The organism is Streptomyces brevispora (genome assembly GCF_007829885.1).
Classification (GTDB): domain Bacteria; phylum Actinomycetota; class Actinomycetes; order Streptomycetales; family Streptomycetaceae; genus Streptomyces; species Streptomyces brevispora.
On record NZ_VIWW01000001.1, the window covers coordinates 2,655,107 to 2,680,791 of the forward strand.

Genomic DNA, 25,685 nt, shown 5'->3' on the forward strand with positions numbered 1-25,685 from the left:
GAAATATCAGGAGAGTTGGAGAAGTCCGCGAAGCAGATCGCGACTCTCCTCGGGCCCAGGACTGTCCTTGTGGAGCCGCACCATCGCCTTTTCGTACTGGGCGACTTCTTCGGCCTTGTCCAGATAGAGCGCACTTGTCAGCTGCTCCAAATAGACAATGTCCGACAGGTCGGATTCCGGGAATCGCAGCATCGTAAAGGAGCCGCTCTCCCCCGCGTGCCCGCCAAAACTGAAGGGCATCACCTGGAGAGTGACGTTCGGCTGTTCCGACATTTCGATCAGATGCCGCAATTGTTCGCGCATCACCTCGCGCCCGCCGTACGGCCGGCGCAACGCCGCCTCGTCCAGCACCGCGTGGAAGCTGGGGGCCCGCTCGGCGACGAGGGCCTTCTGCCGCTCCAGCCGCAGCGCGACCCGGCGGTCGATCTCGGCCGCGGGGGCGCCGCGCATTCCCCGGGAGACGACCGCATGGGCGTAGCCCTCGGTCTGCAACAGGCCGTGAACGAACTGGACTTCGTAGATCCGGATGAGCGAGGCAGCCCCCTCCAGACCGATGTATGTCTGGAACCAGCCCGGCAGCACATCGCCGAAACTGTGCCACCAGCCCGCCACGTTGGCCTCGCGGGCCAGGCCGAGCAGGGAGTCGCGCTCCACCTCGTCCGTGACGCCGTAGAGCGTGAGCAGGTCCTCGACGTCCCTGGCCTTGAAGCTCACCCGTCCCAACTCCATGCGGCTGATCTTCGATTCGGAAGCCCGGATGGAGTAGCCGGCCGCCTCACGGGTGATACCACGCGAGTCACGCAGCCGTCTGAGCTGTGAGCCCAGCAGGATGCGCCGCACCACGGATCCACTCGATTCGCCTGCCGCCACTGGTCCAGCCCTCCCCATCGCTTCCCGGACACCGGGGCTCCCCCTGAACCCCAAGAGCCGGATTCTGCCATCAAAACGCTTCAGCCCGTACTCATTCGATTACGGAAACGGGAAGACTTGCCCAAGCCTCCGAAAATCCACACAGGAAGAAATGAGCAAGAACCGTCACGGGGTTGGGCAGTTCAGGCGCGTGCACGTGCATCTGCCCTTGCATCTGCCCGGCGCATTCGGAACCATGGGCGTCGCGCACCTGCGTGCTCGTTCGTGTTGTGCCGCTGTACCCGAGTACCCGTAGTACCGAGACAGCCGCGAATCCCGGGAGTGCCTCGCATGGGGACGAATGGATCGACGATGCTCGAGCCGTTAAGGCAGGGGCTTCCCCCCATCGATCCCTCTGGCGTCTCCGGGTCGGCCACCTGCACACTGCCCGCTCGTTACGAAGCGGTGGGCGGGGCGCGGCAGTTCACCCGTTCGACGCTCACCAGCTGGGATCTGAACGAGCGGTTCGACGATGTCGCACTGGTCGTCTCCGAACTGGTCACCAACGCCCTGCGGCATGCCCTGCCCGCCGATGTCCCGCGCGAACCCCAGGACCCGCCCGTGCGGCTGCACCTGATGCGCTGGACCTCGCGGCTGGTGTGCGCGGTGCGCGACCCGAGCCAGGCGAGCCCGGTGGCCTCCGAGGCCGCCGACTGCGCGGAGTCGGGCCGCGGACTCTTCCTGGTGGAGTCGTTCAGTGACTGCTGGGGCTGGCACCACTCCCCCACACTGAGTGCGGAGAGCACCTCCGGCGCGGGGCTGCGCGGGAAGGTCGTCTGGGCGCTCTTCCGGCTGTCCGACCCGGCTTGACGGACCGCCTGCGGCGCGAACCGCCTGCGGCGCGGACCGTCGGCGGGGCGGACGACCCCGCGCGCGACACTGAGCACGGTGCCGTACGGCCGGACGGCGGTCAGCCCTCCGCTATGAGGTGGTCGAACTCCCCGTCCTTGACGCCGAGCAGCAGCGCCTCTATCTCGGCCGGCGTATAGACCAGCGCCGGCCCGTCGGGGTGGCGCGAATTCCGCATCGCCACATCCCCGTCGGGCAGTTTCGCGAACTCCACGCAGGATCCCTGGGAGTTGCTGTACCTGCTCTTCTGCCAGGCGACTCCGCGAAGCTCTGTGGCCGCCATGCCGTTGTACACGTGGTGCACAGGACGCTCCCCGAGTTGCAAGGTGCAAGTGTCAACTGCCTCGGATCATAGCTGTGTTCAATTTCCCATGCATGAGCGGATGCATGAGCAGATGCACGTGCACGCGCGGTGTTCCTTTGATTACAGCTTCTCGTGGAAGAGACGGGCGACGGACCTGTTCGGCTCCGGATTCCCCGGGCCGACTTCCCCAACCCCGTTGCGACTCACTGGTAACTTGGAGGGTCTTTCGTCATCCAGGGGGAATTCCACATGCGCGAGTTCGTACGTACCGGTGCAGTTGTCGCCACCGGCCTGCTGACCGCGTTCGCGCTCACCGGGTGCGGCAGCGACAGCGACAAGGGGGACACGGGCCAGGGTTCCGGCTCCACCGCGACCCCGGCACCCGGCGGCAGCGACGACTCCGGCTCCGCGACGGGCGGCGAGGACGGCGGCTCCACCGACGGGCTCAAGGCGCTGGAGGGTGCCTGGGCCGGGAAGACCGACGGCAGGGCCGTGGTGCTGTCCGTCGCATCCGGGAAGGCCGTCGTGGTGGCCGACTCCCATGTCTGCACGGGCAGCGCCGAGGGCGCGGACAAGGTGACGCTGGTGCTCAAGTGCGCCGACGGCGACACCGGCCGGACCGCGGGAGCCGTCGAGTCCAACGACGGCAAGACCGTCGTCGTCTCATGGACCGACGGGACGAAGGACACCCTCGGCAAGACCGACGCCGCCTCGCTCGAAGACCTGCCGGGCCTGCCCACCTCGTAACAGCTCTGAAGGGCAGGGCCGTTGACCGACGGCCGGAGGCAGCGGCCGCCGGCCTCAGTCGTCGTCGGACGCACCGAGCCGCGAGCCGCTGTCCAGGCCCCGGGAGAACTCCTCCAGGGCTTCGAGCAGCAGGCCGGCCCCGTTCCGTACGACCGGATCCGGCCCTCCTCCGCGCTGCCGCTCCGCCTCGTCCCACCCCTTCAACGCCTCCCGCACCGGGCCCCAGTCCGGCACCCGCCGCTCCCGTACCGCCTTCGCACCCCGCTCGGTGGCCCGGCGCAGCGCCTCGGCCAGCGGGCCGGCCTCCGGTACGGGGGCGGCGCCGCCCTCCGGGAGGTGCGCCTCCAACAGCATCGCGACCCGGCCCAACTGGGAGAGGGCGTGCTGGGTGTCGTCCGCGGCGGCGCGCGAGAGACCGCGGTGGCGTACCGGTTCGTGCTGGGCGTTGGCCACCGCCTCCTGCCAGGCGACGCGGGTCGCACGGGTGCCGAGCAGCGCGCTGCGGACGTCGTCGTGACCGCGGTCGGCCGGATCGGCGTACTGGTCGATGACCGAGGCGGCGTAACGGCCGCCCGCCTTCAGCCAGTCGCCGAGCCGGTTGCGCAGCCGCGGGGTCTCCCACGCCGGGTAGACGGCGTACGAGATCATCGCGAGGAGCCCGCCGGCGAGGGTGAGGACGACCCGTTCCAGCACGGTCTGCGACCAGTCGTCGCCCGCCATGCCGAGCAGGAAGACGACGTACGCGGCGACGCAGGCCTGCCCGACCCAGTAGCCGGTGCGCATCAGCAGGTACATCAGCAGGGCGCAGACCACGGCGAACGCGGCGGACAGCTCCACGCCCGGGTGGGCGGTCTGGACGAGGGCGGTGGCGAGGAAGACCCCGACGATGGTGCCGCCGAAGCGGGCCACGGCGCGTGAGTACGTCTGGGAGAACTCGGGCCGCATCACCATGACGGCCGTCATCGGTGCCCAGTAGCCGTGGCCGTACGGCAGCAGGCTGCCGAGGAGGTAGCCGACGGCGGCGACGACGGAGATCCGGATGGCGTGCCGCAGGATCGGGGAGCCCTGGTGCAGTTCGCCGCGCATCGACTTGAGCACGACCGGGACCAGCCGCAGCAGGGTGGGACGCCGGTGGCGCCCGGTCGACGGCCGGCCCCGGCCCGCCGTGATGGCGTCGGCGGTCTCCTCGGCGTCGGCCCGTTCCTCCTTGGTGCCGTCGCCCTCGGCCGCCTCGATGACGTCGGAGAGCAGGGCGGCCAGCCGGTCGGCGGCGCGGAGCGGCGGACCGGTGAGCAGCGCCCCGGTGTCGGGGGTCTTCAGCGCGGCGACGGCGCGCTCGGGGAGCCGCACCGGGTCGCCGTGCCGGATCGCCCTCGCCGCCGCGTCGAGCAGCGATCCGGCGGCGGCGAGCAGTTCGCGGACCCGGTCGCGCTCCGGGCCCTCGGCCGGTACGCCCATGGCCGGGTCCGCGAGTGAGGCGAGCACCGGTCTGATCCGCTCGGCGACCCCGCGTGAGCCGCGCAGTTCGGCCGGGCGGCGGCGGGCCTGGCGCGGGGTGACGGCGGCCGCGTCGCGGGCCTCCATCAGCGGCACCGGGTCGAAGTGGGCGACCGGGTCGTGGCGCAGCCTGCGGGCGTAGTCCGCCTCGGCGGCCAGCGCGTCGGCCAGGGCGTCGCGCTGCGCACCCCATCTGCGGACCGGGAACAGCACGATCAGCGCCGCCTGGACCACCCCGCCGAAGGCGATCATCATCGCGTGCAGGGCCGCCTGGGCGACGGAGGTGGGCAGGGTGATCGTCACCAGCATGATCGCGACGTTGGACGCGGCGATGATGCCGCCCGTCGGGCCCGCCGCCCAGGCCAGCCCGGCGATGAAGGTCCAGAGCACCAGCAGGAGCATGAAGAGCGGCAGCCGGGAGCCGGTGACATAGCCGAGGAACGTGGACACGGCGAGGCTCGCACCGGAGACCAGGGCGAGCACCGGCCGCGGCCGCCAGCTGCGCTGGAAGGTGGCGATGGCCGCCTGGAACGCGCCGAACGCGGAGCTGGCCGCGACCACGGGCCCGAAGAGGGCCAGGCTCACGCCGATCACCAGGGCCAGACCGGCCGCGCCTCGGATGGCGATCAGCGGTTCGAGGCGCCGCCGCTCGATCACCAGCCCCGAGCGGGCGGTCTCCTTCAGCGCCCGGAGCCAGCTCATGCCCAGAGCCTAACCGGATCACTTGCCGCTATGCCCGACTTGTCGGGTTCGACGCCATGGCGTCCCCGTCACCGGACCGGCCCGCCCACCGGCCTCAGCCGGAGATCTCCGGTGCGTCCGCGCCCATCCTGGCCCGGTCGGCGGCGGCCGTCCCATGGGTCCAGCCGTCCGGGTCGGTGGCGCCCCGCACCCGGGTGGTCGTGGTCCGCGGGAACATCCGCTCGGCGGCGTCCGTGACCGCCATGTCGCGGGCGGCCAGCACCGGCAGCAGCCCGGGGTCCGCCGCGCCGGACGGGCCGGCCGCGGCGCCCTCGGCGTCGGCCTCCGCGGTGGCGCGGGCGGTGCCGTCGGCCAGTCGGCGGCCCAGCCGCTGGGCGTACGCCATCAGGAAGGACTGCCGGAAGGTCTTGGTCCGTTTGCGCCCGCCGGCCCGCTGGCCCGCCTCGGCCCGGGTCATCGCCACCGTGCCCTGCACCAGCAGCGAGGTGTGGAGCAGCTCCACGGCCTCCAGGTCCGATGCGAAGCCGACGACCGTGGAGAAGCCGAGATCGCTGTTCCACACGGCCCGGCAGCGGTTCGCGGAGGCGACGGCGTCGAGCAGGATCGCCTTGGCCGTCTCGTACGGGGCGTCCACCCCGATCCGACGGGCGCCCGGGGCGCGGCTGCTGTGCGTACGGGCGGCGAGCAGCGCCTCGTCGATGCTGTGCCGGGCCATCAGCTCCTGCGCCTTGGTGGTGAGCGCCTCCGCCTCCTCGGGGAACCCGGTCGCCTCCGCCTTGGCCAGCAGGGCCCGGATGCGGGTCAGCATGCGGGGTTCGTCGTGCGCGGGCGGAAGCCGCAGCCCGTCGCGCGGCGCGCCGGGCGGGGGCCCGACGGGTTCGATGGCGGGCAGCCGCAGGAGCAGCCGGTAGAGCCCAAGGACCGCGGAGGCGTACGAGAACCGGTCGGGCCGGTTGGCCGGCGGCGCCGGGGGCAGCTCGTCCAGCTGGGACTGCCAGCGGGGCGGCAGCCGCTCGTAGCGTCGCACCTCCGAGGCGATCAGTCCGGCGGCCAGACCGGCGGCGTGCTCGTCGAGTTCGCGACGGACGACCCGTACGAGGTCGGCGGGCAGCCAGCCGCGTTCCCAGGCGCGCCGGACGAACTCCTCGCCGCGCCGCAGCAGCTCGGCGTCGCTCGCCGGGTCGGCGGCGGCGAGGGAGGCGCCGGTGTCGAGACCGGCGTCGCCGTCCGAGTAGAGGGCGGCCGCGAATGCCTGGTCGATCACCGGTTCCATGAGGTCAGGGTAGGCGTGGCAGGGTCGGTGAGTTTCATCCACAGCCTGTGGATATCGAACCTTCGGGCGACCCCGACGCCACACGGTGACGCGTCGTACGCCACGCGTTACGGAAGGAGGACGAGCTTCCCCCGTACGTGCCCCGCCTCACTCCGCCGCTGCGCGTCGGCCGCGTCGACGAGCGGCAGGGCCTGCTCGACCTGCACCCGCAGCTCGCCGTCGGCCGCCAGCCGGGCGTGCTCGGCCAGCTGCTCCCCGGACCGGGAGCCGCCCCCGGAGAAGGCGACACCGTACGTGGCCGCGTCCGGGTCGGCGATGGTGACGATCCGGTCGGTGGTGCCGCCACGCAGCTCGATGGAGTCCGGCAGCGCACCGCGCCCCGCCGCGTCGAAGACCGCGTCCACACCCTGGGGAGCGGCATCGCGCACCCGGCCGACCAGCCCGTCCCCGTACTCCACCGGGGTCGCGCCGATCACCCGCAGATAGTCGTGGTTGGCCGCGGACGCCGTACCGATCACGGTCGCGCCCCGGGCCACCGCCAGCTGAACCGCGGCCGAGCCGACGGCTCCGGCCGCCCCGTGCAGCAGCAGCGTCTCGCCCTCGGCCACGGCGAGCTCGTCCAGGACGCGCTGGGCGGTGTTCGCCGCGATGGTCAGCGCCGCCGCGTCCTGCCAGCTCAGCTCCGCCGGCTTGGGCGCGACGAGCGTGGCGTCGGCCAGGGCGTACTCGGCGTAGGACCCGGTGGCGCTCCAGCCCAGCACCTCGTCGCCCACCGCGACACCGGTGACCCCTTCCCCGGTCCGGTCGACCACCCCGGCGAACTCGACGCCCGGGATCGCCGGGAGCGAGGTGGGGAAGGCCTCCTCCATCCAGCCGTGACGGATCTTGTAGTCGATCGGGTTCACGCCGGCGGCCATGACCTTCACCCGTACCTGCCCCGGACCGGGGTGCGGGTCCTCGACCCGGGCGGGGTGCAGGACCTCGGGCCCGCCGAACTCCTCGAAAACGATCGCTTCCATCGTGACTGTCCCCTTCGGTGGCCGCTCCGGGCCCCGGAGCAGGCCCGTTGCCGATCTTCCCGCCTGCGACCCGCCCGCGCACGCCGCCTCGCTGTCAGTCCCGGGTGCCAGACTCGGCCATATGACCGAACGCTGGGCCCTGTCCCCCACGGAGAACGGTGGCGCCCGCCTCGTCCCGCTGGACGGCACCGGCCTGCCCGCCGCCCCGGTCGTGACCGAACCCGATCTGGTCGAGGCCGTCCGCTCCCGCCCCGGTGTCACCCGCTGGGTGTGGCGCTCGACCGCCGAGATCTACCCCCGGCTGCTCGCCGCCGGGGTGCGTGTGGAGCGCTGCTACGACATCGAGGCCGCCGAGTCCCTCCTGCTGGGACACGAGGGCCGGCTCGGCGAACCGCGCTCGGCGGCCGCCGCCCACGCCCGCCTGCGGGGCGCCCCGGTGCCGGCCGATCCGCCGCCGCGCCCGGCGGTGCCCGGCTCCCAGTCCTCCCTGTTCGAACCCCGGTCCGGTGCGGACCTGACCTTCGACGCCCTGCTCCAGGTCTACGCCGACCAGCTGACCCGGCACGACGCCACGGACCACCCGGGGCGGATGCTCCTGCTGACGGCCGTCGAGTCGGCCGGGATGCTGGTCGCCGCCGAGATGAACCGTTCGGGGCTGCCCTGGCGGGCCGACGTCCACCGGGACGTCCTTCAGGAGCTGCTGGGCGAGCGGTACGCGGGCGGTGGCGAGCCGCGCAAGCTGGCCGAGCTGGCGGACGAGGTGTCCGCCGCCTTCGGCCGCAGGGTCCGCCCGGACCTCCCCGCCGACGTGGTGCGGGCGTTCGCACAGGCCGGCATCAAGGTGAAGTCGACCCGCCGCTGGGAGCTGGAGGGGCTGGACCATCCGGCGGTGCGGCCGCTCGTCCAGTACAAGAAGCTGTACCGGATCTGGACGGCGCACGGCTGGAGCTGGCTCCAGGACTGGGTCCGCGACGGTCGCTTCCGCCCCGAGTACCAGCCGGGCGGCGCGGTCAGCGGCCGCTGGACGACCAACGGTGGCGGGGCACTGCAGATCCCCAAGGTGATCCGGCAGGCGGTCGTCGCCGACGAGGGCTGGCGCCTGGTCGTCGCGGACGCCGACCAGATGGAGCCGAGGGTGCTGGCCGCGATCTCCCGCGACCGGGGCCTCATGGAGGTGGCCGGCCACGACGGCGACCTCTACACCGCGCTGTCCGACCGCGCCTTCCACGGCGACCGCGACCACGCCAAGATCGCCCTGCTCGGTGCCGTCTACGGCCAGACCTCGGGGAACGGCCTGAAGAATCTGGCCGCGCTGCGCCGGAGGTTCCCGCACGCCGTCGCCTATGTGGACGATGCCGCGAAGGCCGGAGAGGAAGGCCGTCTCGTACGGACCTGGCTCGGCCGGACCAGTCCGCCCGCAGTGGGCAGCGGGGACGACGGGGAGGCCGGCATGCCGCAGGAGGGCGACGATCTTCCGGCGGACGGCTCCGAGCACCCGGCGGACGGCCGGTTCATGCCCGGTTACGCCTCGTCCAACGCCCGTGCGCGCGGCCGCTTCACCCGTAACTTCGTGGTGCAGGGCAGCGCCGCCGACTGGGCGCTGCTGCTGCTGGCCGCCCTGCGCCAGTCGCTCACCGCCGCCGGACTCCGGGCCGAACTGGTCTTCTTCCAGCACGACGAGGTGATCGTGCACTGTCCGCAGGAGGAGGCCGGGGCGGTGGTGGAGGCGATCCGGGCGGCCGGTGAACTGGCCGGGCGGACCGCCTTCGGTGAGACACCGGTGCGCTTCCCGTTCACCACGGCGGTAGTGCGGCGCTACTCGGACGCGAAGTGACGCGCGACCGTGCGCGGTGACGCGTGGCGACGTGCGGTGACGTGGTGGTCAGCGGCTGTCCGGCGGGGGCGGCGCGTCCTGGCCCCTGCCCCCGGCGGGCGGGGTCCGGAACACGGCGAGTCCATGGTCCAGGGGCCCTGCGGCCAGGTGCCGGTGGCGATGCCGTCCGTTGAGCAGATGGATGGCGAGCGCCACCACGGCGATCATGCCCACTACTACCACCACGGTGATCAGGATCTCCATGCGACATGGCCTCCTCGGGCCGTACCTCGCGTCATTCCAGGCTACTGCGGAGATGCCCGGGACGGCGGCCGGGAAGCGGGCCGGGCCGGGTACGGCGTGTGCCCCGGGGGGGGAGGAGCCCCGGGGCACACGCGCGGCGGTGGTGCCCGCCGGTCCGCTCGTCTACCCGCGTTCCCACAACGCGGGGACGTTCGGCGGCTCCCAGCCGGCCAGGGCGGTGTGCGCCTGCAGACAGCGGTACGCGACCCCGCCGTAGGTGACGCGGTTTCCCGCGTTGTAGAGCGTGCCGGCCGCCCAGCTGCCGCCCGGTTGGGTCGGCGGATCGGTCGGCGGGTCGGTCGGGTTCTGTGCGCCGTCGAGGACGAAGTCGAAGGTCCCCTCCTTGCCGGAGCCGACGGTCCGGACGTTCATCAGGAGCGCCGGGTCGTAGAGGGTGTCGGTGTTGTTGCGCGGCTCGTTCGGGAAGTACAGCTGTGTGGTGAGGACCCGCGAGCCGGGCGCCTGGGCCTTCACGTGGATGTGCCGGGTACGGCCGGGGTACAGCCCCGCCACGACCGTGGAGGGTGAAGGCGCCGGACGCGTCGGTGAACTGGTGGCCGCGGCCCGGCTGCCGGAGACGAACGAGCCGCCGGAGTCTCCGGGTTCGGCGCACACATTGGTGCGCGTCACCCCGGAGACGGTGCCCTCCTGGTAGGTGACGCTGCTGTTGCGCTGCTGGACCGTGCCGCAGTGCCAGCCGGTCGTCGAGCCCGAGCGGCAGACCGACGAGCCCTCCACGCCTCGGTGGAACCGGTGACCGTCACATCACCGTTGCCGTAGCCGTTCACCAGGGGACGCGGGGTCCAGCCGGTGTTCGCGGCGACCCAGGAGTAGTCACGGCCGGGGAAGGTGGAGCCCTGGAAGGAGCCCTGGGCCTGCTGGTTGTAGCCGCTGGTGCTGACGCCCGGGGTTCCGCAGTGCCCGGCGCTGACGAAGCCGCCCTGGGTGCCGCGCTTGACGGAAAAGCCGATGAAGCAGCGGCCCGAGCCGTTCATGTAGTACGCGTCACCGCCGCGCAGATCCGTGAACGTGCGCGGCTGTGCATTCGTTTGACTGATCGTCACCCGTGCGGCCGGTACCCCGGCCTCGGCAAGGAAGGCCTCGCCCGCTCCGCTCCGGCCGGCTTCGACGACGACGCGGTTGCTGCGCACGTCGACGTACCAGACGGGTATGTTCTTCGGCGCCCGGTGCAGCGTCACCCGGTCGAGGGCTGCCTTGGCCGAGGTGAGTTCGGCCAGGCTGTGGCCGACGACGACGGCCCGCGCACCGGCCTCGGTGATCCTGGCGGTGTCCGACGCGTCGGTGGTGGCGACGGTCAGCTCCGCCGCGTCACCGCTCACCCGCGCCCCGGCGAAACCGGCACCGAGGGAGTGCCGCAGCCCGGCGGCCACGGCTGCCGCGCGGGTCTCCTCGCCGATCCTGGTCCGTGCCTGGGCGGCAGTGAGTCCGAGAGCGCGCCGCATCGCCTTGAGCAGACCGGGAGAGAGCCCCTCCGCCCCGGCGACGGGTGTGGAGGGAGCGGCGGCGGGGTCGGCGGACGCGGTGCCGGTCAGCCCGGCCAGGGCGAGCGCGCCGACGGCGACGGTGGCGGCGCACGCGGCCATGGCACGTCTTCGGAGCATGGATCTCTCCACGGAAATCTCCACGGAACTCTCCTTGGTTGCGGGGGAATTGCCGACAACGTAGCCGCGCGCACCCGGCCGAATGAGATCCCGTCCGCCCCATCGCACCACGTTATGGGGTAGCCGTGACCGGCGGCGATACGGCGCAACACCCGCTCCCGGCCTCCCCACGCGCCGCCCGCACGAGTAGGTTCCCCTCATGCGAATAGGCCAACTGCTGGGCACCGGACGCTCCGCCGACGTGTACGAGCTGGACGAGCAGTGGGTCCTGCGGCGTTATCGCCTCGGGCTGGACGCCGGGCGCGAGATGCCCGTCATGTCCTACCTCTCGGCGTCCGGCTACCCGGTCCCCCGGCTCGGTCCGCTGCCCGCGTCGGCCGGTCCCGGCGACCTGGTCCTGCAACGTCTCACCGGTCCGACGATGCTGGAGTCCCTGGTCTCCGGCGAGCTCGGCGGGGGCGAGGGCTCCGCCATGCTGGCGGGCCTGCTCGCCGATCTGCACACCGTCCCGGCCCGGCTCTCGACGGATCCCGAGGACCGGATCCTCCACCTCGACCTGCATCCGGGCAACGTGATGCTGACGGCCGACGGCCCCGTGGTGATCGACTGGAGCAACACCGAGGAGGGACCGCCCGCCCTGGACCGGGCCATGACCGCGCTGATCCTGGCCCAGGTCGCGGTCGATCCCCACATCCCGGCGGCGGCGGGCGCCCGCGCGCTGCTGGACACCCTGATGCCCCTCCTGGCCGCCGACGACGGCATCCCGGCCCGCCACCTCGCCGCCGCGGCGGCCCGTCGCGCCGCCAATCCGACGATGAGCCCGGCCGAACTGGCCCTGATCGGGGAGGCGTCGGCCCTGGTCGCGGTGCTGTCGGGGTGAGATCCGGCCGCCGCTAGGTGCAGGCCGGGCGACGGTCCCCCTCGCGACCTGCCGTCAGAGTTGCTCCAGGCTGTCCGTTCCGTCCTGGCCATAGGACTTCTGGTGCGGAGGCTTGTGATGCGGGGGCTTGTGGTGCGGGGGCCGCGGGTTGCTGAGGGTGATGGTGACCGTCGCCGGCTTGCTCACGATCTGGTTGCCCTGCGGGCCGGTTCCCGCCGCGACCGCGCTGAAGGTCCGCGCCGCGGTGCTGCGCCGCCGACGCTGAGCCCCTCGGTTCCAAATGCTGTTGCGGGCGGCGCGCCCGTGAAGAAGGATCACCACCTGTGACGACAGCCGAACAACAGCCGCAGCCCGTACGGCAATCCCCCGACAGCGCTTCGCCCCGCCCCCTCGCACTGATAACCGGCGTCGGCCGTACGGTCGGCATCGGCGCGGGCATCGCCACGGGGCCGTCGTTCACGGCCGAGCAGCTTCCGCTCCTTGAGGAGCACGGAGTGATGGCCGACGCGACGTCCATGGAGCAGTTCGACGAGTTCTGCACCGGTCGGCCCGGGAAGGCCGTCGGGCTCAGGCTGCGGGTTCCCCTCCCCAAGTCGCTGCACAACATCGCCACATTCGGCAGCGGCAGCCGGTTCGGCGCGTTCGCGACCGATGCGCGCCTCAAGGAGATCCTGGACCGCACGGGGTGCCGGCTGACCCGGCTGCACACCCACACGGGCCAGATGTCCCCGCAGCACCTCACCTACAAGGCGCGGTACCTGCTAGCCGTGGCAGAGGCGTACCCGAGCATCGAGGAGATCGACCTCGGCGGAGGCTTCTTCGCGCTGTACGCGGATCGTGAGCAGGCCAAGCTGGCCTGGGCTTCGGTCGCCGCCGACCTGGACGACTTCGAGCGGAGGACGGGCCGGAGGATCCGGATCCTGGTCGAACCCGGTGCGGCCATCCTCTCGTTCCACGGCTACCTCCTGGCGACGGTCCGCTCCGCCGAGCACGGGCATCCGTCCTTCCAGGCGGACGTGCTCACCGTGGACGCCTCGGCGTGGAACTTCTCTCCGTGGCACAAGCCGCAGTTCATCCCTCTGGCCCCCCGCCACGAGAACGAGGTCCTGCGTCCCACGCTGATCGCCGGTGAAACTCTGTACGAGCACGACTTCTTCGGAGCGGATTCGCTCGGCCCCCGGCACCCCGTTCCGCTGCCCGGGATGAACCGGGGCGACCGCATCGTCATCACCACATCGGGCGCGTACACCATGACCAATTCGCGCAACTTCAACCGGCTCCCCCTGCCTCAGGAGTACGTGTACGCATCGGGGCAGATCGAGAGAATCTGATGAGCACTGTCTCGGGAACCGTCTCCGAAGCGCTCGCCCTGGAGCGTGATCTCCTTTCCGAAATGGCCGGCCTGGCAGCCGACCAAGGGGGCGACGACCGCACGCAATGGACCTCGCACGCCGAGTCGGTCGGCCGGATCGACCTCGGCGACCATGACGATCTCTCGGTCGAACGCCATCTGGTCGAGGCGGCCGCTCGCACGCGGACGCTGCTCCTACGACGCGGGCACCTCATGGACGAAGGGTTCTATCGGTCTCCGGACCTCACGAAGCCTCGCACGCTGCCCGACGGTCAGCGGCTCCACCTCGCCTACGAGCGCAGTCTTCCCGTCGACGCGCTCGAACAGAAGCTGGCGAGTCGGGGCCGTGAACCGTCCGGTGGCTGGCGTCGCCGGACGGTCGCGTTCAGCAGCGGCATGGCCGCGATAACGAACATCCTCCAGAGCCTCACCTACATGCTGAAGCCCTCGGAAGAGAAGCCGATGCGCGTCGATTTCTGGGGAGACTACTTCGAGACCGGCGCGCTTCTGGAATATCTCTCGGGCGCGACGGTGCGCACGCGCAAGGTGGCCCCCCACGACCTCGACGCGGTGTGGTCCGGTCCAGAAGCCTCCGACGTCGTTCTGATCGAGCCGATCCGGTACAACTGGTCGCTCGACGCACTCGACGTGAGCCGGCTGGTGAACGGGTGGCGCCGCGGTCCCGCGCATACTCCCATCGTCGTCGTCGACACCACCCTGGCCTCGCCGACCTGGCCGACCGGCGCGTTCGTGGACGCGCTGGTGTCCCCGTCCGGTGCCCCGCTGGTGGTGGAGGTCCGCTCGGGTCTGAAACTCGACCAGCAGGGCCTGGAGATATCCAACCTCGGTGTCGTGGACGTCTTCCAGCACGATCGGGCCATGAACCCGGCGCTGACCGCGGAGCACGTAGAAGAGACGATCAAGGCGGCAAGGGGCATCACCGGGGCGTGCCCGTCGGCGGCGTCCGTCGCCGCGCTCGACGCGCCTTTCCTGCTGGACGACCAGTAGACCCGTGTCCACAGCGGCTTGCTGTTCCGAAACAACGCCTGGCTGGCGGAGAGGCTGTCCGACGCCACGGACGGCGTGTTCCAGTCGTTCGCGCATCCGTCCCTGTCCGAGGGATCCGGCCGGGCCAACGCCCCCTTCATTGTCTGCGAGCTGCGCGAGAACACCCTGGACAACCACGCCGTGCTCCAGGCGGTGGTGCAGGAAGAGATCGAACGGCGTCGGCTCAACGTCGTCTACGGCAACAGCTTCGGCTTCAGGACCACACGATTCGATCTCATAGTCCCGCGCAAGTCCGAAGGGAACGCGCTGTTCAAGGTCGCGGCAGGTGCGCTCGGAGGGCCGTCCCTGAACCAGTTCTGTGACGTTCTGAGGGACATCGCCTCCTATCCATCCATGGCCAAGTTGCAGGAGAGGTACAAAATGAACGCGGTGAAATGGAAATGACCAGAGAACCCTCTCGGAACCAACTTGGCGATCTCGTCCGCGAATTCAGTCGCAACGAGCGCAGAGCCCTGGTCCTCTTCGCGGTCCTGGCACTCGCCGGCGCAGCCGCGGAAGCGACCGTGCCGCTGCTCGTGGGAGCGTCGCTGAGCGCCGCACTGGATTCGGGATCGGGACGGCTGATCGCGACCCTGCTGGGGCTGGGGGCGGTCCTCGCCTTCGGAATCTTCGCCAACGTCACCCGGAACGCCATCGCCGCCCGGATGAAGGTGCGCAACGCGGTGCAGCTGCGTACCTCGATCAGCGAGAAGGCGGCGCGGGCACCGCGCGAGATGGCGTCGTCCTCGCACCAGGCGCAGGTCGCCACGGTGGTCTCCTACGACGTCGACCGGGTGACCAATTTCCCCATCGCCCGGCTCAAGCTCGTCGCCTCGATCATCGGCATGGTCATCGTCGCCACCTACCTGCTGTGGATCTCGCCGTGGGTGACCCTGCTCATCCTCGCGGGCGTGCCGACCTTTATGTGGCTCACGAAGAAGGTCGCGGAGCCCCTTGAGGAACGCCAGGAGAAGCACCGCGATCTGCTGGGGAAGGTCGTCGAGTTGAGCTCGGACATCGCCCTGGGGCTGCGCATCCTGCGCGGCATCGGCGCCCAGAAGGTCATGCGGAAGCGGTTCGAGAAGGCGTCCCTGGAGACCGAGCAGGCGGGGGTGAGCGTCGCCCAGACCGAGGCGCTCCTCTTCGTCTCGGGCAACCTGCTGCCGGGCATCCTCCTCACCGGTGTTGTGGCACTCGGTGGTCACCTCGCGGCGTCCGGCGCCATCGCGGCCACCGACCTGGTCACGTTCTACGCCGCTTCGGCCTATCTGGTCCTGCCCGTCTCCACCGCGGCCGGCTACAACGGCCTGCACAGCAGCGCACGGGTCGCGGCGAAGAACATCACGGAGATCATCGACATACCGGAAGGCGACTGGCCCGGCCGGCTCGACTCCGTTCCGGCCGACGCGGACATCGTCGACCGGACGACGGGACTGTGCGTGCCGAACGGCGGGCTCAGCGTGCTGATACCCGGATCCGCCACCGACACGACCGAGGAACTGGGCCGTCGGCTCACCGGAATGACGTCGGACTCCGCGGCACTGGTCCTCCTCGGCGGACACCCCCTGCAGGAGTACGACCTCTCCACCCTGCGGGCCGCTCTGCGCTACCACGGCCCGCGCACCACGATGTTCTCCGGCAGCGCCCGCGAGGTCCTGGACCCCGCGTCCCGCCACAGCGAGGAGGACCTCCGGGCGGCCCTGTGGGCGGCTGGCGCCACCGATGTCATCGACCGCCTGCCGGACGGCCTGGAGACGCACATCGACGCCGACGGGCGCAGCCTGTCGGGCGGCCAGCGGCAGCGGCTGATCCTGGCGCGGTCGCTGCTCGGCGAGCCCCCCATGCTGGTACTCGTCGAGCCGACGACGGCTCTCGACGCGGTGACCGAGGTCGAGGTCGCCCGACGCATCGCCCGGTACCGCCAAGGACGCACCACCCTGGTAGTAACGCGCAGCGGCGCCTTCCGTGCCGTGGCCGACCAGGTGCTCCGCACTCAGGAGGAAACCTGTGTCTGACCTCACCCACACCCTGCCGGTGGCGGACGCCCGCACCGTGAAGCGCAGAGTCCAGGAGCTCCTTCTCCGGTTCAAGGGGTGGCTGACCGCGATCGTCCTCGTCCACGCGGGGGCGACGGTCTGCGCGCTGATCCCGCCCCTGGTGCTGGGGGAGATCATCGACAAGGTCTCCGCCCACCAGGAACTCTCCCTCCTGCAGTGGGCCACGGTGATCGCTGTGGCGCTGCTCGTCGGAGCCGTACTCGAGTTCACCGCCGCGAAGTGGTCGTTCGTCCTGGGCGAGCGGGTCTTCTCCCTCCTCCGCATGCAGTTCCTGACCGGTCTGCTCGCCATGCCGCTGCGCCGGGTGGAGAGGGCCGACGCGGGCGAGATCCTGTCGCGCTCCACTTCCGACATGGACGCCCTGCAGGAAGTGACGCGCACCGGTCTCCCGGAGACCATCGTGGGTTCGGTGACGACGGCCATGACCCTCGGCTGCGCCTTCGTCATCAACCCCCTGCTCGCGCTGGGATGCCTCGTCGGGTTCCCGCCGATGATCCTCGCGACCCGGTGGTACGTCCGCCGCTCGGAGAAGGTGTACGGCGACGAACTGGAGGCGCGCGCAGCCGTGTCGAGCCAGGTCACGGAGTCCGTACGAGGCCATGAGGTCATCGAGACGCTGAAGCTGGAGAAGGTCCGGAAGAGCTCCGCCTCGCGAGTCGTCGCGCGCGCGGCCGAGACGGCGCGCGGGCCGATCCGCCTCGAACAGCGTGCCTTCCCCGTCATCCAGGTCGGATACCACCTCCCGCTGCTCGTCGTGGTGGGCTGGGGCGCGTGGCTGGTCCGCGGCGGCAGCGCCGAGGTGGGGCAGGTCGCGGCGATCGCGCTGTACATGCGGGCCATCCTTTCCCCGCTGGACGACCTCATCTACTGGTTCGGCGAGGCCCAGCCGGCCAGGGCGGCGCTCGGCCGCATCCTCGGTGTCGTGGGAGACTCCGCCGCTCCGGAACACGTCGTCCCGAAGGGGCGCACGCCGCTGGAACAGCACGAGGCGCTGAGCGTCCGGCAGCTCTCCTTCGGCTACGTCGACGGCACGAACGTGCTGAACGACATCGACCTGACCGTGCGCACGGGTGAGCGCGTCTGCGTGGTGGGCGCGTCCGGGGCAGGGAAGACCACGCTGGCCCTTCTCCTGGCCGGAATCCTCACTCCCACGTCCGGCAGCATCGGCGTGGCGGGCGCCGGCGGCTCCGACGACACCCGCCTCGACGTCGTCCTAATGACGCAGGAGGACCACGTCTTCGGTGGCACGATCGCCGACAACCTGACGCTGGCCCGGTCCGACGCCTCCGAAGCCGCCGTCAGGCACGCGCTGGAGGCGGTCGGTGCCGACGGCTGGGTCACGTCCATGGACGACGGGCTGCAGACCCGGCTGGGCGCGGACGCGCACACCCTCACCCCTGCTCAGGCGCGCCAGCTCTCCCTCGCCCGGCTGGTCCTGATGCAGCCGAGGGCGCTCATCCTGGACGAGGCCACCGCCGGTCTGTCGGAGGAGGAGTCCAAGCAGTTCGCGATGCTCCTTCCGACCGTCCTGCAGGACACCACCGTCATCCAGATCGCCCACGACCTGTGGGCGGCCCAGAACAGCGACCAGGTCGTCGTCATGGACGACGGCAGCATCGTCGAGCGCGGAAGCCACACGGAACTCCTCGCTTCGGACGGCGTCTACACGCAGCTGTGGAATTCGTGGCACTCGGCGACGCTCACCCCGGGGCAGCCCCGATGACCACGACAGGCGGACAGCTCGCCGACGCGGTTCTCATGATCGCGCCAGGTGCGGCCCGACAGGACACTCCGGACGGGAGGTCTCGGGCACTCGGAGGCGTCTCACCTTCCGTCAGGTGCTTCAAAACGCTCACCAGGTAGTCCATGCCGTTGGACACCGGGGTGTAGAAGACGTCCGGTCGCGGGGACGGACGCTTCGCCTTTTTCGCACCCTGGGCGGGCACGGTAGCCGGCGCCGGGATCTGGCCCGCGATGCCCTTGGCCTCATCGGGGTCCTGCGGTTCAGTCGGATCGGTCATTGGGTCCCCCAGCAGGGACAAGCATTCCAGGGAGAACACCCAGTAACACTGCTGTACTGGTGTTCCCCCAGGCCGTGAGACACGGTAACGCCTTGTAGGAACGGAACAACGGCCAGACCGCCATACGCCCACCCCCATCGTCGCTCTTGACCACCGCCGCTGCACGCCATTTGCACGTTTGGCCACCAGTCGGCCACCGGACAGCCTGCGAGGGGCGATCTGGGTTCTCGATCTGGGTTCAGCAGGGCAAAGGGCATGAAAAAACCCCAGGTCACGGCGAGTGAGTCCTGGGGTAATTCCGAGCCGCCTTCGGGATTCGAACCCGAGACCTACGCATTACGAGTGCGTTGCTCTGGCCAACTGAGCTAAGGCGGCACGCCCTGTCGCACCATGGTGCGATCAGCAGCGGGCCCAAGTCTACACAGTTTCCGGGAGTGCTCCGTACCGCCCTGTCGCCGGGGTGTAGTCGCAGGTCAGCGGCCTGGTGGGTGGGGTCAGGTGCACTTCTTGCCGTCGCTCGGCGGGGTGCCCTCCAGGAGGTACGTGTTGATCGCCGTGTCGATGCAGTGGCTGCCGCGGCCGTACGCCGTGTGCCCGTCGCCCTGGTAGGTGAGGAGGGTCCCGGAGGAGAGCTGCCCGGCCAGGGACTTGGCCCACTTGTACGGGGTGGCCGGGTCCCGGGTGGTGCCGACCACCACGATGGGGGCCGCGCCCTCGGCCTTGATGCGGTGCGGGGTGCCGGTGGCGCGGACCGGCCAGTAGGTGCAGTTCAGGGAGGCCCAGGCGAGCCCCTTGCCGAAGACCGGGGAGGCCTTCGCGAAGGTGGGGAGCGCCTCGGTGACCGCCTCGGCGGAGGCGAAGGCGGGCGGGAGGTCGAGGCAGTTCACGGCCGCGTTGGCGTACATCAGGTTCGCGTACGTGCCGTTGGGCTCGCGCTCGTAGTAGCTGTCCGCCAGGGCGAGCAGGCCGGAACCGTCACCCGCCCGGGCGGTGGTGAGCGCCTCCCGGAGCTGGGGCCATGCCGCCTCGTCGTACATGGCGGCGATGACCCCCGTGGTGGCGAGGGACTCGCCGAGCATGCGGGACTCACCCGTGGGGATCGGTTTGGCGTCGAGGCCGGCGAAGAACTGCTTCAGCCTGTTCGCGGCATCGGAGGCGGACGTGGTGCCGAGCGGGCAGTCGGCCTTCTTCACGCAGTCCCCGGCGAAGGACTGGAACGCCGTATCGAACCCCGCGGTCTGGTCGCGGTTCATCTCGACCGACGGGAGCGACGGGTCCATCGCACCGTCGAGGACGAGCCGGCCGACCCGAGCGGGGAAGAGCTCGGCGTACGTCGCGCCCAGGAAGGTGCCGTACGAGGCCCCGACGTAGTTCAGCCGGTCGTCGCCGAGCAGCGCGCGCAGCATGTCCATGTCGCGTGCCGTATCGACCGTGGAGACATGCGGCAGGATCTCCCCGGAACGCTGCTCGCAGCCCGTGGCGAACTTCTCGAACGCACCGCTCAGCGCGGTGACCTCGGCGGCGTCGTCCGGCGTCTGGTCGACCTGGGTGAAGGCGTCCATCTGCGGACCGGTGAGACATTCGACGGGTTCGCTGCGCGCCACCCCGCGCGGATCGATCGCCACCATGTCGTACCGGGCCCGCACCTGGGCGGGGTAGCCGACCGCGGCGTAGCTCTGGAGATAGCCGACGGCCGATCCGCCGGGGCCGCCCGGGTTCACCAGCAGGGAGCCGATCCGCTTGCCGGGCCCGGTGGCCGTCTTCCGGGAGACGGCCAGCTTGATCTCGCCGCTGTCCGGCTTCGCGTAGTCGAGCGGCGCCTTCATCGTGGCGCACTGGAATCCGGTGACACCGCAGTCCCGCCAGCTGAGGTGCTGCGCGTAGAACGTCTGCAGCGCCGCGGGGACGGGGGACGCGGTGGCCGCCGGTCCGGACGACGAGCCGCTCGTCGTGGAACTTCCACTGCTGCAGCCGGAGATGAGCAGGCCGGCAGTGCCGAGCGCGATGGCGAGAGTGCGGAGCGGGCGCCTGGTGTCCATGTCCGGAGCGTAGCCGCCGGGTGACGACTGGCCCGATTCCCTGCTCATTCGGGTGATTCGGTGGCGGTCGCTGGACCGCAGTGGTCACTGGACCGTGATGGTCACTGCGCCGCGGTGGCTGCTGGGCCGCGGTGCCCGCTGGGCCGCAATGGCCGCTGGGCCGCGGTGGTCACTGCGCCGCATTGGCCGCAATAGCCGCTGGGCTGTTGTCGTCAGCCCGCGCGCAGCGCCATCGTCATGGCCTCCACCGCGAGCAGCGGGGCCACGTTACGATCCAGCGCCCGGCGGCAGGCGATCACTGCCTCGATCCGGCGCAGAGTCCCCTCGGGTGTGGACGAGCGGACAACGCGGTCGAGGGAGTCCTGCGCGTCGACATTGGCGATGGCGATCCGCGAGCCCAGCTGAAGGGCGAGCACATCACGGTAGAAGCCGGTCAGTTCGGTGAGCGCCAGATCAAGGCTGTCGCGCTGCGTACGGGTCTTGCGGCGCTTCTGCTTGTCCTCCAGCTCCTTCATCACCCCGGCCGTGCCCCGCGGCATCCGGCCACCGGCGGACGCGCCGAGCGCCGCCTTCATGTCTTCCGTCTCCTTGACGTCCACGTCCTCGGAGACCTGCTTCGCGTCGTCGGTGGCGGTGTCGATCAGCTCCTGCGCGGCCTTGAGACAGCCGCCGATGTCCTCCACGCGCAGCGGCAGTTTGAGGACCGCCGCTCGACGGGAACGGGCCCGCTCGTCCGTGGCGAGGCGCCGGGCCCTGCCGATGTGTCCCTGGGTGGCGCGGGCCGCGGACGCGGCCCGCTCCGGGTCGATGCCGTCGCGCCGGATCAGGACGTCGGCGACCGCGTCGACCGACGGGGTGCGCAGCGTGAGGTGACGGCAGCGGGAACGGATCGTGGGCAGCACGTCTTCGAGTGAGGGCGCGCAGAGCAGCCACACGGTACGGGGCGCGGGCTCCTCGATCGCTTTCAGCAGGACGTTGCCCGCGCCTTCGGTGAGGCGGTCGGCGTCCTCCATGACGATGACCTGCCAGCGTCCGACGGCCGGCGAGAGCTGGGCGCGGCGGACCAGCTCGCGGGTCTCCTTCACACCGATGGAGAGCAGGTCGGTGCGGATCACGTCGACATCGGCGTGTGTGCCGATGAGGCTGGTGTGGCAGCCGTCGCAGAAACCGCAGCCCGGCGCCCCGCCCAGGGCGCGGTCCGGGCTGGTGCACTGCAGGGCGGCGGCGAAGGCCCGGGCGGCGGTGGACCGTCCGGAGCCCGGCGGGCCGGTGAACAGCCAGGCATGGGTCATCTTCGAGCCGGACGGCACCGGCTCTCGCGCCGCGATGGCGGAGACCAGCACGTCGGCGTCCCGGGCGGCGGCGCCGAGCTGCTCCTGCACCCGGTCCTGGCCGACCAGGTCGTCCCATACGGACATGGGTCACCGCCCTTCCGGTGGTGTGCGGCCGCGCTGCCCTCCCGTGGAACGGCTGCGCGGCCCTGCGTGGCTCTCGTCATGGCTCTCGTCAGGGCTCTCGCCATGACGCTCGCCGTGACTGTCGTCAATCCGGGGTCGATCCATGATCAATCCATGGTCGATCCAGGGATCCGGCATCGATCCTGCTTCTCGTCGATCCGGCGTCGATCCGGCTTCCCATTGTGGGGGACGGGTCTGACAATCCCGGCAGACCGCCGGACCGGCAGGCGCCAGAGGGAGTCCCGGGGCGCCCCAGGACTCCCTCTGCGTACCGGATCAGCGGCGCGGGCGACGTCCCCGGCCCGTGGGTGCGGGGCCCTCGTCGTCGTGGTCGCCGAGCAGTTCGTCCGCCAGCGTCGGCAGATCGTCCAGCGGGGTCTCCTCCGCCCAGTCGGGGCGGGGCCGCCGGGACGACCGGCCGGAGCGCTCCTGCTGGTCCGAGGCCGGCGGCTGGGGCGCATGCGGGTCGGTGACCTGCGGGAGCTCGCGGGTGCGCTCGTTCTCGCGCTCCGGTACGGAGCCGCCCGGGCGCTCGTCCCGGAAGATGCCCCGCGGTACCCGGCCTGCCGGATCGGCGTCCCGCACGGATTCGCGTCCCGCGTCCGGTACCGACGGAAGCACCGTCGTCTCGTCCATGTCACCTGTCGCGTCCCGCCCACCCGAGCGCTCGGACGGGTCGGTGACCTTCGGGATCATCGACGTCTCGGCCTCGTCGGAGGGCCAGGGCGCGGGCGAGGAACGGAACCGGGAACCGGTGGCACCGGACGGCGGCTCCACCGGGGAAGGCACCGGCTGAGTGATCTCGTTCGGGTTGACGATCGGGGTCGGCACCGTCAGCTCGTTGTCCGGCACGGACGCCCCGGACGGCGAGGACGACCCGGACGACGAGGACGACCCGGACGACTGGGACGGCGAGGACGACGAGGACGACCCGGATGCCCGGGAAGCCCTCGCAGCGGCCTCGGCCTCCGCCGCTTCCGCCTCGGCCGCTTCCGCCTCGGCCGCAGCAGCCTCCGCACGCGCGGTCTCCGCCGCGGCAGCCGCCTCCGCCTCGGCCTGACGGCGTGCCGCCTCGGCCCTCAGCAGCGCCTCCTCAGCCTTGCGCTGCTTCTCAAGCCGCCGCTCCTCGGCCTCCTGGCGCAGCCGCGCCTCCTCCGCGGCCTGGCGGCGCAACCGTGCCTGCTCGACCTCGCGGGCCGCTTCCTCGGCCTCCAGCCGGGCCCGCTCCTCCTCCGCGATGCGGCGGGCCTCCTCGGCGCGCTGCCGGGCCTCCTCCGCCTCGCGTTCGGCCTCACGCCGGCGTGCTTCCTCCAGCTCGCGGCGCTTGCGCTCCTCCTCCTCGGCGCGGAGCTTGGCGAGCTGTTCCTGCCGCTCGCGCTCCAGGCGCTCCTCCTCGGCCTTGCGCGCCGCCTCCTCCTCGGCGAGGCGCCTGGCCTCCGCCTCGGCGGCCCTGCGTGCCTCTTCCAGGGCCTTGACCTCGGCCTCGGAGAGCGGAAGGAGCTGGTCGAGCCGGTGCCGTACGACCGTGGTGATCGACTCCGGGTCCTGGCCGGCGTCCACCACCAGATAGCGCGTCGGGTCGGCCGCGGCCAGTGTCAGGAAGCCGGACCGCACCCGGGCGTGGAACTCGGGTGGCTCGGACTCCAGCCGGTCGGGCGCCTCCGTGAACCGTTCCCGCGCGGTCTCCGGATCGACGTCCAGAAGCACCGTCAGATGCGGTACGAGGCCGCTCGTCGCCCACCGCGAGATCCTGGCGATCTCGGTCGGCGCGAGATCACGGCCCGCACCCTGGTACGCGACGGACGAGTCGATGTACCGGTCGGAGATGACGATCGCGCCGCGCTCAAGCGCCGGACGCACGACCGAGTCGACGTGCTCGGCACGGTCCGCGGCGTACAGCAGCGCCTCCGCGCGGTTGGAGAGCCCGGCCGACGACACGTCGAGCAGGATCGACCGCAGTCGTTTGCCGACGGGCGTGGCCCCCGGCTCCCGGGTGACGACGACCTCGTGGCCCTTGGCCCGGATCCACTCGGCGAGCGCCTCGACCTGGGTGGACTTGCCGGCTCCGTCGCCGCCCTCCAGGGCGAGGAAGAAGCCGGTCGCGGCCGGTGCCACGGCCGGCTCGCCGCCGCGCAGCGCCTCGCGCAGATCACGGCGCAGCGGCACTCCGGCACGGTCGTCCGTCTTCGCGAGCACGACCGCGGCGACCGGCAGCAGCAGAGCACCGGTCAGCATCAAGGCGAAAGCGGCACCGCCGTGCGCGAAGACGAAGTCCCCGGCAGTCAGTCGCTGCGTACCGATGGCGGCGGCCAGCAGCGGTCCTCCGACCGCGCCGAGCGCGATCAGGACCCGGACGACGGCCTGGAGGTGTTCGGTGGTCCGGGCCCGACGGAATTCCTCGGACTCCTGGTCGACGAGGACATGGCCGGTGTTCGCGGCGACGCCCGCCGCGTATCCGGCGAGCACGGTGATCAGCAGGACGGTCGCCGTGTCCGGCACCAGGCCCATCAGCAGGAGCGCGACTCCGGTGACGGCGGTGGCCAGGGACAGCAGCCGCCGCCGCGACAGGGTCGGCAGCACCTTGCCGGCGGTGCGGATACCGATACCCGTGCCGCCGGTCAGCGCGAGGATCAGCAGCGCGAGGGTCGCGGGACCGCCGCCCAGGTCGATGGCGTGCAGCACGGCGACGGCGCCCGCGGCGGCGATCGCTCCGGCGACAGCGGCGCAGGTGCCGACGATCAGCGGGGCCGCACCGGTGCGGCCCTTGTCCGGCCCGCTGCCGGTTGACGGCCGGCGCAGCCCCTCCAGGGGCGAGCGCGGCCGGGGCGTGGCCGAACCGGGCAGTTCCAGGAAGTACAGGGTGGAGATGGAGGCGGAGAACAGCCCGGCCGCGACGTACGAGCCGAGGGCCGCCTGGTGGAAGGAGAACCACTGCAGGCCCGAGCCCAGCAGGTTCCCGATCAGCGTGGCGACCAGCAGTACGGCGGCGGCGACCGGGAGGACGGCGAAGTCGGTGCGCAGGGAGAGCCGGCGCAGTGCGTCGAGGTGGTCCGGCAGCGGGCGGACCGCGGCGCCCTCGATGGGCGGGGCGGGCAGCAGCGCGGGGGCGGCGCCCTCCTTGGCGACCCGCCACAGGCGTTCGCCCGCGCCGGTGACGAAGACGGTGATCAGGATCATCATGAGTGCCCTGCCGGGCATCCAGTCGATCCACAGGGGTGCGACGACCAGCAGCGCGAGCCGCAGCCCGTCCGCCCCGATCATCAGCCACCGCCGGTCGATCGGCCCGCCCGGCGCCGTCAGGGTCGTCAACGGCCCCAGGAGTACGGCTCCGAAGAGGAAGGTGGAAATAATCCGGGCACCGAACACGGCGGCGACGGCGAAGGCCGCCCCGCGGTATCCGGATCCGAATGAGCCCTCAAGGACCGCCGCTTGCAGCGACAGCAGCACCAGCACGAGAAGGGCGAGTGCATCGCCGATACCACCGACGAGCTGCGCGCTCCACAACCGCCTCAGCGGGGGAATACGCAACAGGGCTCGTACGGCGCGCTCGCGTGAGTCTGCGGCAAGTGTGTCGGAGGTGGGGCTCACGACCGTTGGCTGCTCGGCTCGCGTCATCCGCCCAGCCTATCGGGAGCAGACCGGTACCCGGGGGCCGCGTCCGAACATACGACCGTCAGGACCCCACCCCGCGTACGTCCCGGACCTTCCGGCTCCCGCCCGGCACCCACCCGCCGAGCTCCGGCGACATCGGCAGGTCCCGCTCCGGCCCGTTGGCCCATTCCGGCTATTCCGGCC

19 protein-coding genes, 1 tRNA gene and 1 pseudogene are annotated in these 25,685 nt (G+C 71.4%); 9 read left to right on the plus strand and 12 right to left on the minus strand.

Annotated elements, in window-relative coordinates:
* Positions 1-6: 6 nt before the first annotated feature.
* Positions 7-888, minus strand: a complete 882-nt coding sequence (locus FHX80_RS12190; RefSeq protein ID WP_145767242.1) for a helix-turn-helix domain-containing protein — start codon at positions 886-888, stop codon at positions 7-9.
* Between the two features lie 333 nt (positions 889-1,221).
* Here FHX80_RS12190 and FHX80_RS12195 point away from each other — a divergent pair, with 333 nt between their 5' ends.
* On the plus strand, positions 1,222-1,719 hold the full coding sequence (locus FHX80_RS12195) for an ATP-binding protein (RefSeq protein WP_145764225.1): 498 nt from the start codon (positions 1,222-1,224) through the stop codon (positions 1,717-1,719).
* Positions 1,720-1,819: 100 nt separating this feature from the next.
* Here the strand turns inward: FHX80_RS12195 and FHX80_RS12200 are convergent, their stop codons facing one another.
* Entirely contained in the window at positions 1,820-2,062 is a 243-nt protein-coding gene (locus FHX80_RS12200; protein ID WP_145764226.1) for a DUF397 domain-containing protein, read from the minus strand.
* 249 nt (positions 2,063-2,311) lie between these two features.
* Here FHX80_RS12200 and FHX80_RS12210 point away from each other — a divergent pair, with 249 nt between their 5' ends.
* Positions 2,312-2,809 (plus strand): hypothetical protein, encoded by a 498-nt coding sequence (locus FHX80_RS12210; protein ID WP_145764228.1) that lies wholly within the window; start codon positions 2,312-2,314, stop codon positions 2,807-2,809.
* Positions 2,810-2,863: 54 nt separating this feature from the next.
* Here FHX80_RS12210 and FHX80_RS12215 read toward each other — a convergent pair whose 3' ends face one another.
* From FHX80_RS12215 to FHX80_RS12225, 3 genes are all read right to left on the minus strand, one after another.
* Positions 2,864-5,008: an FUSC family protein gene (locus FHX80_RS12215; RefSeq protein WP_145764229.1), complete on the minus strand. Its 2,145-nt coding sequence runs from the start codon at positions 5,006-5,008 to the stop codon at positions 2,864-2,866.
* Positions 5,009-5,102: 94 nt separating this feature from the next.
* Complete coding sequence (locus FHX80_RS12220; protein ID WP_145764230.1) at positions 5,103-6,281, minus strand: DUF2786 domain-containing protein; 1,179 nt, start codon at positions 6,279-6,281, stop codon at positions 5,103-5,105.
* 107 nt (positions 6,282-6,388) lie between these two features.
* Positions 6,389-7,300, minus strand: a complete 912-nt coding sequence (locus FHX80_RS12225) for an NADP-dependent oxidoreductase (RefSeq protein WP_145764231.1) — start codon at positions 7,298-7,300, stop codon at positions 6,389-6,391.
* Positions 7,301-7,421: 121 nt separating this feature from the next.
* Here FHX80_RS12225 and FHX80_RS12230 point away from each other — a divergent pair, with 121 nt between their 5' ends.
* Positions 7,422-9,134, plus strand: a complete 1,713-nt coding sequence (locus FHX80_RS12230; RefSeq protein ID WP_145764232.1) for a bifunctional 3'-5' exonuclease/DNA polymerase — start codon at positions 7,422-7,424, stop codon at positions 9,132-9,134.
* A gap of 48 nt (positions 9,135-9,182) precedes the next feature.
* Here the strand turns inward: FHX80_RS12230 and FHX80_RS12235 are convergent, their stop codons facing one another.
* Positions 9,183-9,377 carry a hypothetical protein gene (locus FHX80_RS12235; protein ID WP_145764233.1) on the minus strand — a complete coding sequence of 65 codons (195 nt, stop codon included), beginning with the start codon at positions 9,375-9,377 and terminating at the stop codon, positions 9,183-9,185.
* Positions 9,378-9,539: 162 nt separating this feature from the next.
* Positions 9,540-11,038: pseudogene (locus FHX80_RS12245) on the minus strand (carbohydrate-binding protein).
* A gap of 199 nt (positions 11,039-11,237) precedes the next feature.
* Here FHX80_RS12245 and FHX80_RS12250 point away from each other — a divergent pair.
* A complete protein-coding gene (locus tag FHX80_RS12250; RefSeq protein WP_167523507.1) occupies positions 11,238-11,918 on the plus strand; it encodes a phosphotransferase in 681 nt (226 codons plus the stop codon).
* 54 nt (positions 11,919-11,972) lie between these two features.
* Here the strand turns inward: FHX80_RS12250 and FHX80_RS12255 are convergent, their stop codons facing one another.
* Positions 11,973-12,236, minus strand: a complete 264-nt coding sequence (locus FHX80_RS12255) for a hypothetical protein (protein ID WP_145764234.1) — start codon at positions 12,234-12,236, stop codon at positions 11,973-11,975.
* A 5-nt stretch (positions 12,237-12,241) separates the two neighbouring features.
* On the opposite strand from FHX80_RS12255, the gene FHX80_RS35165 reads away from it, so the two are divergent.
* From FHX80_RS35165 to FHX80_RS12280, 5 genes are read left to right on the plus strand one after another with little or no spacing between them, the layout of a single operon-like run.
* On the plus strand, positions 12,242-13,249 hold the full coding sequence (locus FHX80_RS35165; RefSeq protein WP_145764235.1) for a hypothetical protein: 1,008 nt from the start codon (positions 12,242-12,244) through the stop codon (positions 13,247-13,249).
* Positions 13,249-14,277 carry a PLP-dependent aminotransferase family protein gene (locus FHX80_RS12265; protein WP_145764236.1) on the plus strand — a complete coding sequence of 343 codons (1,029 nt, stop codon included), beginning with the start codon at positions 13,249-13,251 and terminating at the stop codon, positions 14,275-14,277. The genes FHX80_RS35165 and FHX80_RS12265 overlap by 1 nt, the downstream gene beginning before the upstream one ends.
* Before the next feature lie 18 nt (positions 14,278-14,295).
* Positions 14,296-14,721 (plus strand): hypothetical protein, encoded by a 426-nt coding sequence (locus tag FHX80_RS12270; RefSeq protein ID WP_145764237.1) that lies wholly within the window; start codon positions 14,296-14,298, stop codon positions 14,719-14,721.
* Positions 14,712-16,331: an ABC transporter transmembrane domain-containing protein gene (locus tag FHX80_RS12275; protein WP_145764238.1), complete on the plus strand. Its 1,620-nt coding sequence runs from the start codon at positions 14,712-14,714 to the stop codon at positions 16,329-16,331. Before FHX80_RS12270 ends, FHX80_RS12275 begins: the two co-directional genes overlap by 10 nt.
* Complete coding sequence (locus FHX80_RS12280) at positions 16,324-18,096, plus strand: ABC transporter ATP-binding protein (RefSeq protein ID WP_167523508.1); 1,773 nt, start codon at positions 16,324-16,326, stop codon at positions 18,094-18,096. Before FHX80_RS12275 ends, FHX80_RS12280 begins: the two co-directional genes overlap by 8 nt.
* A 599-nt stretch (positions 18,097-18,695) precedes the next feature.
* Here the strand turns inward: FHX80_RS12280 and FHX80_RS12290 are convergent.
* The 4 genes from FHX80_RS12290 to tmk all read right to left on the minus strand — a co-directional run bounded on the left by FHX80_RS12290 (position 18,696) and on the right by tmk (position 25,505).
* Positions 18,696-18,769, minus strand: a tRNA-Thr gene (locus FHX80_RS12290).
* Positions 18,770-18,888: 119 nt separating this feature from the next.
* A complete protein-coding gene (locus tag FHX80_RS12295; RefSeq protein WP_145764240.1) occupies positions 18,889-20,433 on the minus strand; it encodes an alpha/beta hydrolase in 1,545 nt (514 codons plus the stop codon).
* Positions 20,434-20,645: 212 nt separating this feature from the next.
* Positions 20,646-21,851: a DNA polymerase III subunit delta' gene (locus tag FHX80_RS12300; protein ID WP_145764241.1), complete on the minus strand. Its 1,206-nt coding sequence runs from the start codon at positions 21,849-21,851 to the stop codon at positions 20,646-20,648.
* 315 nt (positions 21,852-22,166) lie between these two features.
* Positions 22,167-25,505: a dTMP kinase gene (gene tmk / locus FHX80_RS12305; RefSeq protein ID WP_208764638.1), complete on the minus strand. Its 3,339-nt coding sequence runs from the start codon at positions 25,503-25,505 to the stop codon at positions 22,167-22,169.
* Positions 25,506-25,685: the final 180 nt, after the last annotated feature.

Coding starts and splice junctions, on each gene's coding strand:
- FHX80_RS12190 (WP_145767242.1), bottom strand. CDS start 888: ATGGGGAGGGCTGGACCAGTGGCGGCAGGCGAATCGAGTGGATCCGTG.
- FHX80_RS12195 (WP_145764225.1), top strand. CDS start 1,222: ATGCTCGAGCCGTTAAGGCAGGGGCTTCCCCCCATCGATCCCTCTGGC.
- FHX80_RS12210 (WP_145764228.1), top strand. CDS start 2,312: ATGCGCGAGTTCGTACGTACCGGTGCAGTTGTCGCCACCGGCCTGCTG.
- FHX80_RS12215 (WP_145764229.1), bottom strand. CDS start 5,008: ATGAGCTGGCTCCGGGCGCTGAAGGAGACCGCCCGCTCGGGGCTGGTG.
- FHX80_RS12220 (WP_145764230.1), bottom strand. CDS start 6,281: ATGGAACCGGTGATCGACCAGGCATTCGCGGCCGCCCTCTACTCGGAC.
- FHX80_RS12225 (WP_145764231.1), bottom strand. CDS start 7,300: ATGGAAGCGATCGTTTTCGAGGAGTTCGGCGGGCCCGAGGTCCTGCAC.
- FHX80_RS12230 (WP_145764232.1), top strand. CDS start 7,422: ATGACCGAACGCTGGGCCCTGTCCCCCACGGAGAACGGTGGCGCCCGC.
- FHX80_RS12235 (WP_145764233.1), bottom strand. CDS start 9,377: ATGGAGATCCTGATCACCGTGGTGGTAGTAGTGGGCATGATCGCCGTG.
- FHX80_RS12250 (WP_167523507.1), top strand. CDS start 11,238: ATGCGAATAGGCCAACTGCTGGGCACCGGACGCTCCGCCGACGTGTAC.
- FHX80_RS12265 (WP_145764236.1), top strand. CDS start 13,249: ATGAGCACTGTCTCGGGAACCGTCTCCGAAGCGCTCGCCCTGGAGCGT.
- FHX80_RS12275 (WP_145764238.1), top strand. CDS start 14,712: ATGGAAATGACCAGAGAACCCTCTCGGAACCAACTTGGCGATCTCGTC.
- FHX80_RS12295 (WP_145764240.1), bottom strand. CDS start 20,433: ATGGACACCAGGCGCCCGCTCCGCACTCTCGCCATCGCGCTCGGCACT.
- FHX80_RS12300 (WP_145764241.1), bottom strand. CDS start 21,851: ATGTCCGTATGGGACGACCTGGTCGGCCAGGACCGGGTGCAGGAGCAG.
- tmk (WP_208764638.1), bottom strand. CDS start 25,505: ATGACGCGAGCCGAGCAGCCAACGGTCGTGAGCCCCACCTCCGACACA.